The organism is Shimia abyssi (assembly GCF_003014475.1).
Lineage (GTDB): Bacteria > Pseudomonadota > Alphaproteobacteria > Rhodobacterales > Rhodobacteraceae > Shimia > Shimia abyssi.
Genome location: NZ_PYGJ01000016.1, coordinates 39,525 through 51,324 on the forward strand (window position 1 = coordinate 39,525; position 11,800 = coordinate 51,324).

At 51.3% G+C, this 11,800-nt stretch carries 7 protein-coding genes and 1 pseudogene; 3 read left to right on the forward strand and 5 right to left on the reverse strand.

From position 1 onward, the window contains the following. Positions 1–201 precede the first annotated feature (201 nt). Together CLV88_RS18515 and CLV88_RS18520 are read left to right on the forward strand one after the other, a co-directional pair. A complete protein-coding gene (locus CLV88_RS18515; protein ID WP_106609906.1) occupies positions 202–2,100 on the forward strand; it encodes a glycosyltransferase family 2 protein in 1,899 nt (632 codons plus the stop codon). Positions 2,101–2,147: 47 nt separating this feature from the next. Next, on the forward strand, positions 2,148–6,215 hold the full coding sequence (locus CLV88_RS18520; RefSeq protein ID WP_106609907.1) for a glycosyltransferase family 2 protein: 4,068 nt from the start codon (positions 2,148–2,150) through the stop codon (positions 6,213–6,215). A gap of 86 nt (positions 6,216–6,301) precedes the next feature. Here CLV88_RS18520 and CLV88_RS23420 read toward each other — a convergent pair whose 3' ends face one another. The 4 genes from CLV88_RS23420 to CLV88_RS18545 form a co-directional block, all read right to left on the reverse strand. After that, positions 6,302–7,876 carry a S8 family serine peptidase gene (locus tag CLV88_RS23420; RefSeq protein WP_133170002.1) on the reverse strand — a complete coding sequence of 525 codons (1,575 nt, stop codon included), beginning with the start codon at positions 7,874–7,876 and terminating at the stop codon, positions 6,302–6,304. 1 nt (position 7,877) lies between these two features. Further along, complete coding sequence (locus tag CLV88_RS18535; RefSeq protein ID WP_106609910.1) at positions 7,878–8,480, reverse strand: anti-sigma factor; 603 nt, start codon at positions 8,478–8,480, stop codon at positions 7,878–7,880. Further along, a complete protein-coding gene (locus CLV88_RS18540; protein ID WP_106609911.1) occupies positions 8,473–9,027 on the reverse strand; it encodes an RNA polymerase sigma factor in 555 nt (184 codons plus the stop codon). The genes CLV88_RS18535 and CLV88_RS18540 overlap by 8 nt, the downstream gene beginning before the upstream one ends. A gap of 809 nt (positions 9,028–9,836) precedes the next feature. After that, positions 9,837–10,508 carry an FkbM family methyltransferase gene (locus tag CLV88_RS18545; RefSeq protein ID WP_106609912.1) on the reverse strand — a complete coding sequence of 224 codons (672 nt, stop codon included), beginning with the start codon at positions 10,506–10,508 and terminating at the stop codon, positions 9,837–9,839. 21 nt (positions 10,509–10,529) lie between these two features. Here CLV88_RS18545 and CLV88_RS18550 point away from each other — a divergent pair, with 21 nt between their 5' ends. Continuing rightward, entirely contained in the window at positions 10,530–11,030 is a 501-nt protein-coding gene (locus CLV88_RS18550; protein ID WP_106609913.1) for a hypothetical protein, read from the forward strand. A 413-nt stretch (positions 11,031–11,443) separates the two neighbouring features. On the opposite strand, the pseudogene CLV88_RS23425 reads toward CLV88_RS18550, so the two are convergent. Further along, positions 11,444–11,723: pseudogene (locus CLV88_RS23425) on the reverse strand (integrase core domain-containing protein); the annotation flags it as partial. Between the last annotated feature and the right edge of the window lie 77 nt (positions 11,724–11,800).

The following is an 11,800-nucleotide window of genomic DNA, read 5'->3' on the forward strand; positions in this document are numbered from 1 at the left end:
CGCCTTAAGGTATCCGAGTTTCCTTAAAAGGTGTCAACGGGCAAGATCGCTTGAACTGCATTTTCTTATATCTTTTGGCTGCTTGCCGCCCGAATTGATCTCACGTTGTTGAAAGTTTGCCACGGTGGTGGTTTTGGGGTTGTGTAGTGATTGTTCACTGGTAATGTAAATTTTCCAGTTTCCCCCGGTTTCATATGATCGATGGATAACCTCGTATCTCCACCATCGCCTTTTATTTCCGTCATCGTGCCTCTTTATAATGTTGGCCCGATGGGTGCGATGTGTATTGCGAGCTTGCAATCGCAGACGTTTCGGAATTTCGAAGTGATTGTCGTTGACGATGGATCCACTGACGACAGCTACAAACTCGCTCAAAGCGCAGCCACCGGGGATCTACGGTTTCAGTTTCTCAACCAAGAGAACAAGGGGCTCTCAGCCGCCCGAAATGCCGGGCTGGAACAAACACGGGGTGACTTTATCGCATTTGTCGACAGCGATGATCGTGTACATCCCAGATTCCTCGAAGATCTTTATGAAGCCCTCACACAAAGCAGCGCCGATTGGGTGGCCTGTGCCGTCAAATTCGTGGCGCCTGGCGCTAATACCGGGGTAGATCACCCCGCCATCCACGGTGTATCTCCGGACAACATTCCCAGTAACCCCCATCTTTATAGCTTCACGGACTGGGGACAGATCGTGCGCCACTTCCCTTCCGCTTGGAACAAGCTTTATCGCAAACGCCTTATTGAAGGGCTGCGTTTCGACGAAGGGACCTACTTCGAAGATCATGCTTTCTTCTACCGAGTGGCAAGCCGAACGGATCATATGCTTTATCTGCCTCAACCACTTTACTGGCAAACTCAAGGTCGGCCCGGACAAATCACCCAAGATGGCTCGGAGCGAGTCTTCGATCAGTTTGGTGTCCTGTTAACTATGAAGCGTATCATGCAAACCGCGCGCCATCTCGGGTGGAAACGAGCATTTAGCCAAATCTCTACTCGGCTTATGTTTGAGCGCAGTCAAGCCGTCAAGGATCCAACTTTACGTGCGCGTTTTATCAAGACGTGTCGCGATTTCATGACACGGCACGAACTGTCATTTGCCGCCGATTGGGATGAAAGCATCGGGCGTACTTGGGAGAGGGTACTCCGTGGCGAAACGCCTCTCAGCATCATAGTGCCATTCAATCGTTTGGCTCCTAACCTCCAGCGCTCTCTTGATGCCTTAAGCGAAGATTCTTTTTATGATGCAGAAACCATACTCGTTCAGGAGAATGGCACTGCCGAAACCCAGATCGAGGCAACATGTTTTTTGCAAACCCACCATCCACATGTCTCGCTTCTACACTCCTCGGAAATGGGAGTAAGTGGGGCGCGCAATCTTGGCGTTGGACATGCTAAAGGCGATTTCGTCATCTTTCTGGATGCTGGCGACATCATTTATCCGGGCATGTTACAGCATTGGGTTGAACAAATGATCCGATACAGGGCTGACTTCGGCTTTGCGGGATTTTGCATCGGCCCCACGAAGCCAATTTATCATAACGGTTTTCATGACATAAAGGGCCTTGAAACTAAATTACGAACCGGCCCATTTGGGATGTCTCCGGAAACGTCGCTGAAGCTGCACCCGCTTCCCTCATCTAAAATTTTTCGGCGCAGCTTTCTGGAGCAAAACGCCATTGCGTTTCCCGAAGAACCCCTCGCGAGCTGGGCGGTTTGTCTGTGGGCGGCAAACTGCGCTGAACGGATTCTCTATTTCGCTGACCCCGGCGTGGAACTTTCAGACCTGTCAGAAGACCGCCAGCTCTGGTTAAATCCGGAGACCCCCCAAGCTCTTGCATGGGCGATCAACCGTATCGCCCAAGGAAGCTGTTGTGACGACTTACCAAATGGTTGGCAGCGCAGGCTCTTTTTGCGGGCCGTTTGGGAAAAGGCTCGCTTCGCAAGCCATGCGAACCCTTCTGAACGAGAGCGCTTTATTACCGAGGCCGGCCGTCTCCTTGATCGTTTTATGCAAGGCCAAGCCTCCCAGCCCGATCCTTACATCGATCCTACTCTTTTGGAGACACTGGGTATTTCAACTTCAAGCACAACATGATTGTCTGACCAAGTCAGTTCTTCCAAAACCTTAAGAGCGCCACCAGCATGATGCTTGCCTTCAATAGTCAAAAGCGCGCCGCGCTCAGGTGTCGCGCCACGTTTTCAGAACACTCCTATGCGAACTTTTCCTTTTTTGATCCCGCAACCCAGGACATCCTGTTCCATCTTTCCCTGCGGTTTGGGGAACAGACTGCCGTTCTCAATAAGCGCTTCTGTGACACTTGGGGCGGAGAACAGAAAAAAGCTGTCGCGCTTCGCCTCTCGGAAAACCACGTTGAAATCCTCCTCTCACCGCCAGCCGTCACCGTCTTCATCAATGGCAAAAAGGTTTTCTCTGAGAGGCGCCGCTATCCACATCTGGACAAGGTCAGGTATCTGGACTTTCAGGGCGGTGTAGTGGATGGTAGCTTGGCGCTTGACTGCACAGTAGCGCCTCCAGATGCCCAGCTACGCATTACCCACGACCTGCGACTGGCCGGGCACCTTTTTCAATCCCCTGCACAGCCAACGTTCTATTCACTGTCTTGCTCTGCTCCAACTGAAGCACCACGGCTTCTTTCATTCTGCATTCAGGATCAATTAATACGTAACAGGCAATCAGGAACAGAGCTTGGTTTGCGAGGATTGTTGCCTGGCCGACTTTGGGCTGACCTTCCCCCATATGAAACCCTAACGCTTGAACTCTTGGCAGATAGTACACCGATCGGTCTGCATGCACAGCTTTCCCGCCCAGAACTCCGCGAGATAATCGAATTACTTTGTACAGCTAAAAGTGCATCCCCCGACACGACCACTCTGCTTCTTGCGATTGAACACGTACGCTTTGCCCAGATTTGGGAGACCTTATCTGACAACGCACAACACAGTCTCTTGGAGACAGCCGAGCGCCATGGCGTCACTTCTTTTCTGTTTCCCAACAGTCTCCCAAGTTATGACACCTCGATGACTGCCTCGAGCCCCCACAAAAAAGAAGCGGAGAAAATTCCCCGATCCTTGCTTCAAAAGCTCAGCAACACTGACGAAGACATCATTGATCTTCTTGGCCAACTTCCAGATCCCCAAAACACCACACGTGGGTTCCTCGCTGCAGAACTGCCCGAACTGTTCTTTTTTTCCAAAGACGGCAAGAGACGGCAGGGACAGCATTTTTTTGATCTTCTCCCAGCTACCTCCAAGGGCAGTATGTCATGGCACCGCGGCACCGCCCTCCCACGTCTCCTATTTCAGGAAGACGTGGAGGCCATGACAGAGCTGATGGCCACCCTGCATGTGGAAACAGGTGAACACATCGCAACACCCGCCTTGGCCTGGACCCTGCAAGCTGTAATCTGCGGTCACCCCGTATCTCTGCCGTGGGCTCAACGGGAAGAAATTATCCGGGCTTACATGGCGCTCATGGACCGTTGGGCATCCGTCCCCTGGGGACGAACTGCTTGCTCAACACTTGTTCAAACTGCAGTCACTTTCCTAGAGCACATTGATCTAGTTCCGGAACCATTTGGGCATGAGATCGAAGACTTCATCCTACGTATCCACGGCCTATCAGCCCATTTCTGGCATCTCCTTGATATGGCTACAAAACGTCATGCCATCGTACCATCTTCAAAATGCAAGGCAGGACAACGCGCCTTCCAGAAGATTGAAAATGGCGCTAGAGACGACGAAACGGCAATAGAAACCGCCCTATCATTTTTTGCCCCCCTGAAAAGTCCCAACCTACCGAAGGTTCGCAGAGAAATCCTCGGCGTTTCGGGAACCACCACCACACCTCGACACAGCCTGATCGGCAGAATGCGCTCATCGGGACTGGCCTTCGACGAAACTGCCTTACGAACGTTGGCATATCCAGGGATCGAGACATTCACCAAAGCCGAGCAGGCCGAACTTGGTGCCGCGGCACGTCAGGAAATTATCAGGCGTTACGAAGAACTGCCTAAAGCACCTGCGCTTAGCCTTCAAACGCGAGCAAGTCACCAAATCTCGCACTTAATACGCAACTTGCACTCGGGCGGTGAGAATGAACGGACCTTCTTGGAACTAGAAACGATTGACCGCAACCTTCAGGCACTTATGGATTCACAAACCGGATATCTGGGGTTTGGGCTGTATCTTGTGCTCTTTCGGCAGTTACTCGATCTGTCAGCCTCTCAAAGTACTCAACATGTCTTCTGTCAAATCACCCAACTTTTTCAACATCTGCCGGAGGCGGCTCACGAGGCACCAGCCGTATTGTCAGCGCGTTTTGCTCTTTCGGCAGTTCCTGTGACAACAGACGACCGGTACCAGAAAGTCCTGACGTCGTTTCTAGGAAGCTCAATGCCATCGATGGCCCTACCTCCAGAGACGCGTATCCATCTAGAGCCTTCCGGAATTTTCGATACTCTGGTCGTTGTGTTTTCCTGCCGCGCACATTTGGATAGCCGCATTCCCGCAATGAAAACGGCTTGGCTTGGCAAACTGGATGCCTTGGGAATTCCCTATGTTGTTGTCGTGGGACAAGGACAAGGAACACTCAATGACGACATCCTTGAGTTGGATGCCCCGGATGACTATGAGGGGTTACCCCAAAAAACGCTGGCTGCGGTAAAATGGGTCTACGAAAAAACCTGCTATAGTCACTTACTCAAGATAGATGACGATAGTTTTCTGGACGCCGATGCTTTTTTCCATGCCCAAAGCTACCGGAAATTTGATTACTACGGACGCTTCCTGTCACGCGAAGTGGGACAAATGGACCGTCTGTGGCATTGCGAGAAATCAACGTCTAAGCGTGGGCGCCTCGAAATCGATAAATCTCCGGAACCCTCCACATATGCAGATGGCGGTTCCGCATACTGTCTTAGCCGCCGCGCCATGGCTCACCTCTTAGAAAACCAGCGCCGCTTGGACGGTATTGACCTTATCTTAAGCTCCTTCATGGAAGACAAACTTATCGGCGATCTTCTTGCGCTTTCTAAAATTACGGTAAGCGAGGAGGACTATTATGTGTCCATACGGAGGCGTCTGTCCCCTACTTCTCCCCCTGTTCCACGATGGGAGAACAGCTTCTTCTCCAGCCGCGCGACACCTGTAGTTCAGCATCATCTGGATGAAATATCGGGACAGTCTTTGGCGGTCAAACTGCAAGAAAGCTGGAAGCTCTACCCAAAGAAAATCTGGCCCAGCTACTCTGCCCCGAAATTGCGCTACAATAGCAACGCGCTAGAACTGGTCAGCTCGGAAAAAACTCTGCAGCATATTATTGCTGCACCCATCACTGTTGTGTCCTGCGTCCGTAACGAATTGCGCATGCTGCCGCAATTTTTGGAACATTATCGTCGGCTCGGTGTCGAAGGCTTTTTGATTGTCGACAATCTCTCTGATGACGGAACGCTAGAGTATCTTCTCGATCAGCCAGACGTCAGCGTATTTTCAGCAGATACCGATTACAAGGCCGCGCAATATGGGGCGGTCTGGCAACAAACACTGCTGTCGAATTTTAGGGTTGGAAAATGGAGCTTGATTGCGGATGCAGATGAATTCCTGGTGCTGGAAGGCACTAGTCTCTCGTCGTTCAACGCTCTTTTGGAAGAAATGGAGGCATTCGGTGCAGACGCCGGACGGGTGCTCATGCTGGACATGTATCCCTCCGGGCCTCTAAGTAAAACGCCATTCGACACACGAGACCCCATTGAACAAGCATGCTATATAGATAAAGCTCCATTTTTGCGGACATGGCCGGGGCTGGGGCGTTTCTGCAACGGCAAGACCTTCACAAGCGCCACGCGTCACCGCCTGTTTCCAGATGCCCGGCCCAATCTTTTTCTGGCACAAAAAATAGCCCTTCTGAAATACAAACCCTGGATGCAACTTTCAGCTGGGCTACACTATGCCGCCGATATCACCCTTGCCCAGCGGGATCTGTTGTTTTGGCACTTTAAATATCATGCAAGGTTCCTAGAGAAGATACACGAGGAGGTGAACCGCAACCAGCATTTCAATAACGCGGAAGAATATAGACGTTACCAGAACCGTTTGTCTGGCTCCACCGACACCATTTACCAAGCGCATCTATCATGCCGCTGGCACGAAAGCACCGATGTACAAGATATTCTAAAGGGCATCCGGCTTTAGAATATTTTAGTCCGAGTATCACTTTTGAGCCGTATCTGGCCCCTTTCTCAACCGAAATAATAGCCCAGTTTTAAAGGCAAAGTCGCTTAGCACCATGGCGTTGTAACCAAACCCCAACCAAACAGCGGATCACGACCCGGAGCACCAAGATCTCGCACTGATGACGACAACTTTCTCCGAAGCGCCTGCAGTGATGTTGAGCCGCGCGCAACATATCCAGCGGCAAGGGCCGTAACAACTGGAACCGCATAGGAAGTCCCAGAAACATAGCGGTCTCCCTTCGGGTGCGCGACATATAGATCTACTCCAGGCGCGGAGAATTCCACATGCTGTCCATAACCCGCGGCTCGAAAACGGCGAAGATCAGAATCCACGGCTGTCACGGCAATAACATTTGCTGCCCCTGCCGGAAGAGGCGCTGATTGCTTACCGGAGTTACCAGCAGCTGCAAACATGAGCGCTCCTTGATCCGCCAGAGCGTCCAAAACAAGCTCCAAGGCAGCATTGTACGGACCCGCAAAAGACATGTTGATCACTGAGAACCCACGTCTGATCAGATAATCGAGCGCAACAACTATCCGTTCTGTGTCGGCACGTGCGCGGCCCCACCGGCGGGAGAAAATCTCTACGTTAAGTAACTCTGCTCCTCTTGCGAAGCCCATTAGCTCTCCAGCGGGATCCTGCCCTACAAGCAAGCCCGCGATTGCCGTTCCATGCGCGCTCAGAGCAGCCCTTTCATTTTTTCTCAGAAGAGAGATGCTTGAAACACGCGCACTGGCCAATGCCGGGTGCAATGTATCAATCGGGCCGTCTATCATCCCGATTTTTACAGAACGTGGTAGTCTGCACCCCTCCCTTGGCTCCGCCCCAACCAAAGAGGAAGCATAGAGTCGTGGTGAGCCTCCTGAAAATCTATAGATCGTATTAAAAGCAACACGCATTTCTGGGGCTACGGCCGCCAGTGCATCAACGGCTTCTTCCATTGACTGTCCCCAAGGGTACTCGAAAAACAAAGCCCTAAACCCCAACGAGGAAAGTTCTTGAGATCTGAGAAACGTCGCGCCAATTCCGTCTAGTGCTGCAATCGCAGAATTGCTCTGGTTAGTCGGCCCAATAGCCACAATTTCAGGGTTCCCACTTGCAGGCAGGATAACGACGGTTCCACCGGCCTGACGCGACGGGCGCAACTCTGCTGCTATACTGCCTGGCGACGGCTCCCACGGCTCCTGTATCAGCCTCTCTGGAGATACTGGCGCTTCAGGTGCCTTGGGCGCTTCAGGCTCCTTGGGCTCTTCAGGCTCCTTGGGCTCTTCAGGTTCCTTAGGCTCCTTGGGCTCTTCAGGTTCCTTAGGTTCCTTGGGCTCTTCAGGTTCCTTGGGCTCTTCAGGTTCCTTAGGTTCCTTGGGCTCTTCAGGTTCCTTGGGTTCATTCGGGTGATCATCACGGTCTTTACCCAAGCCCTCATCGTCCTCCCCTTCATCATCGTACTCGCGGCCATCGCGATCGTGGTCCTTGCGAGCTCCATGTTCCCCGTGTGAAGATGATTCTACGCCATCATTTCTATATGAAGACGCATGGGCTGCCATTTCCGTCCTAGGAGAAAGTGACAACACATTCAGTAAAATACAGAGGCCCAAGGTAATAAGGAGATAGTGAACCAACCTAGTCGTTCGCATACGTAACGCTCTCCACAACGGTCGTGTATCCCTTAAGAATATGCAAAGCAGCTTCCGGCTCCTTGCTGTATAAACGATAGAGGCCTAGAGAAGATGGGCCTGCAACCATTTGCAGGTCAAGCTCTAACAAAACGAAACGCATTTTCTCTTCTGTGACTTTGGGGTGAAACGCGATAATCAAGTTGGCCGTCTCAGTACTTGATGCAAGCTCGACACGCGCTCCATCTCTTAAATACATCCAAATCCCAAAATGAACCATGAGCGTGCAAATGAGAAGGGCAACAACCCATTGCGCCTTGTTTGCTTTAAAACGCAATGACGACAGGTGTCCGAAGGAGCGCTTTTCTGTCACCTTTGGCTCCACTTCGCCAACTTCACTCAGCAGTCGGTTCAGCCCAGTCTGGCCAGGGCTACTAATTTCAGTCGCACGGAAGGCATCTCGCAAACGCTGTAAATCCGTTAGTTCGTCTTGAAGCAACAGATCGCTCTCCAACCAGATTTCGATTACTTCTCTGTCTTGTTCATCCAAAGACCCGTTGGCCATAAAGGGCAATAATGTCTGAATTTCTTCTCGTGAGTATTCAACCATTCCTTGCCCTCCCCAAGAATGGTTTCAAGCATTCCAGTAGTTCCTTTTTTGCGTGGAATACACGGGACTTAATCGTCCCTTGCGGTACATCTGTGATATCTGAAATCTCCGCGTAGGACATATCCTCAAAGAACGCGAGGGAAATGGCCATGCTGTGCTCAGGCGACAACTGTTTCAAACAGAAGTGAAGGTGATCGCTTTCCTGAATACTAGACACAATTTTCTCCGCATCATTGCTGACGTCTATCTGAACAGGTAATTCTCCTGGATACTCCAACCACTTTGCCCGTCGATGCCGATCGATGATTTTGTGATACGCTATACCAAATACCCAAGTTTTGACTTTCGATTTCCCGCTGAACCTTCTTGCAGACCGCCAAATCTCCAAGAACGTGTCATGATGTATGTCGTAGGCTTCGATGGGATCGCTCAATTTGCTTTGCACAAATCGAAATAGGGGTTTCTCAAAGCAGCGATACAGCTTTGCAAATGCAAGACGATCCCTCTCGGCCACACGTTTCAGCAAGCGCACATGCTCTTCGTCCATTCTGTTGTATTCCCTCGAATGTGATACCCGTTGCCAACCATTTATCTGGGCGCTTGGGGCTATCTGTTCGTGGTCAGACAAGAGAGCCTAAGCAGCCGAAATTATACACTGGCTATGCACGGCTTCTGAAGTGCAGATATCACATCCTCCCCCCTCCATGTGGCAAAGAGGCGTCTGCAAGAACTCCCCATGCAGTGGACAGATAATTTTCACTGGAACCGAAAGAGAGCGGTATTCCACCTTTGAGTAGTCATATCGGTTCCCATGAGTTTTGGATGCACGGGTAAGAAACTCCTCTTCTGCCACTCTGAAATTATGGCCTTTCATAGCCTCACCACATAGAGGACAGCCCCTACCCGACAAATGGCGAGAGGCACGCTGGCTGAAACTACCATGTTCCATACAGGTGATCTCTACCGATTTTGTTGCTCCCAAATATCGGGTTTGGCGGTAATCATATCTGTCACCATGAATCTGGCGCGCTCGTTCGATAAACGCCTCGGTTGTCAACTTTGCTGGCATGCATACTCCGGACCCATATGGTTAATACAAGAGGGCCGGCCAGCCTGATCCTCTGACGGTGGTCCTCTGTTATGGGTCGCCCCAGAAGTCCGTTTGGTTCAACTCAATAGTCAGAAATTCGACCAGAAAACCTAATTATTTTTAGCAGGAAGTCATAAGCCATTATACCTACTCAACTTTATTGCGTTCAAAATCTGATATCCTCCCATGCGTAATTTAATAATTGCAACTCTCATCTGCTCTGAGAAGCTCCTGCAGTGTTCGTTCAACAAGGCCCCTGTCACACTCTAGAGCCTCTCAAAACAGACAACCGTCCCGTGAGACCCCAGCGGCTGGAATATGAAACTTTGTCGGTCAAGGCGATTAAACAAGGCCCTGATGGCATGGGGAGAATACTTCTGCGGATGAAGCTCAATGACGATTAGGCGTAGGCATTCAGGCAGATCCAAAAAGAAATAGCTGGCTTCTGAACCCTCGACATCTACCACCAATACTGTCGGTTGTTCCTCACCAAGCAAGGCGTCAAAAGAAAGTGTCGGGACTGAAACGGACAGCCAAGAGCTATCCATTGCAGATGTATCTTGCGAAGCTGCCCAGAAAGCCTCTGGAACATGGAAGGAGGTTTCCTTCTCTGTTGTTTTTCCAAGAACCACGCCATGGCGCACATTGACCAAAGAGCAATCATTGTCTGCAAGATTCTTCTGAAGAACCGCAAGCATTTTGGGATTCGCCTCTACTGTTGTAACTTGGCTTGCGCCAACAAACTGGGCACTAAATGCCGCAAGAAACCCTGCCCCGCCACCCAGTTCCAAAACACGATCACCGGAACGCAGGTGCGCCTCCAGCGCTTTTCGCTCCTCAACTTCATACCATCCCTTCTCAAGCATCCGGCGGATAGATTCTGTCAAAAGAAGCTTGGGTAAACTAAGTTTAATACCTGAAAGTGAAAAGGTGGGCATCTGACTTCCGTTCAGTTGTGCATGATTGTTGAGACCTACGGGGATTTGCACTGTCCTGCAATTGAGTCCGGCGACAATGCCAAGGTCAATTGGCTATCGACCACGCAAGCCGTGGATCTGGATCAACTCAAGACGGACATCGAAGCGCTCGGAAATTTGTCAAAGCTGACACTCGGCAGCGGCGCTGTCACAGTGACATTTTCCAACCCCACTTCAGGCGGCGCCCATGACTTCGGTGTGGTCTTGGAGAACGATCAGTCCGGTGGCATTTTCGACTATTCTTCGGTGTCGCAGCCCGGCAACCATTTGCTCACGGCTGGCAATGGCGGCAACACGCTTTGCATGGCTGTCAACCCTGATTACAACTATCTGTTCCGGCCACTGCAATTGACGCAGCGGGCATCAATGACATTCAGGCGATTCTGGACGCTGCCCAGGCTTCAGCCTCCAAGCGGCCGTCGACATCGGTCCAGTCCCGGCCCCGACAAAATGAGCGCCTATACAGACATCACGGCTTGGTAGGTGCGGATCGGTATTGAGGGTAAACTCTCGAAGTGGCCCGCCACTAGCTGCCAGCAGTGACGGACCCTCTCTCCGCGTTTGTGAAAGTGAGGGTGGGGGCACTCTCGCTACTCACGTTGCTCAAGTAACGGCCAATATTGGCGAGATTTAGGCATGCAAGAATAGTAATGCGCCCAAAGCCCGAGCCGGGCGAGACCGACAGAAAAGGCGACGGAGAATGCTTCGATGAAGCAGGATAGTTGAGACCCGCCGAGAGTTCTGTATCAGCAGGCCTCAACATTGTAATCGCAGCAACGCTAGAGTCTGCGCGATTACTTCCACCAGTGGCTTGGGACGGCATCTGGTGGAAAGCCATCCATGGGGGATGAGATAGCCTGAAATGCATTTCCTAAATATTTTCTGAAACTGCAAGGCTAAAACGTGTCGTGAGGACCGTCAAATAAGATCAGCCAGTGCCGGTGGGTAACAGCGTTGCGGGTGAACCGGTTAAGGTTATTCCCGATTGCGCTATGTGGGCGAACTTCGCTGTCGCCTTTCCGCCGCGCCTCCATTTTGAACGAGCGTCAGCAAGGCTCATTAACCAGTGTGTGTTCAGACATTCTACTCGGAATTTACCGTTGAAACTCTCGATGAAGAAGCTATCCGTTGATTTTCTCGGTCGAGAGGGTCGAGAACCGCATCCTTCTGATAGGCCTACAAATCAAGGCCACGCTAGATGAATGTCCAACATCTGCGCATGGGTCACAATAGGGCGATTTGATAAGAGAGAG

Coding starts and splice junctions, on each gene's coding strand:
- CLV88_RS18515 (WP_106609906.1), top strand. CDS start 202: ATGGATAACCTCGTATCTCCACCATCGCCTTTTATTTCCGTCATCGTG.
- CLV88_RS18520 (WP_106609907.1), top strand. CDS start 2,148: ATGATGCTTGCCTTCAATAGTCAAAAGCGCGCCGCGCTCAGGTGTCGC.
- CLV88_RS18535 (WP_106609910.1), bottom strand. CDS start 8,480: ATGGTTGAATACTCACGAGAAGAAATTCAGACATTATTGCCCTTTATG.
- CLV88_RS18540 (WP_106609911.1), bottom strand. CDS start 9,027: ATGGACGAAGAGCATGTGCGCTTGCTGAAACGTGTGGCCGAGAGGGAT.
- CLV88_RS18545 (WP_106609912.1), bottom strand. CDS start 10,508: ATGCCCACCTTTTCACTTTCAGGTATTAAACTTAGTTTACCCAAGCTT.
- CLV88_RS18550 (WP_106609913.1), top strand. CDS start 10,530: ATGATTGTTGAGACCTACGGGGATTTGCACTGTCCTGCAATTGAGTCC.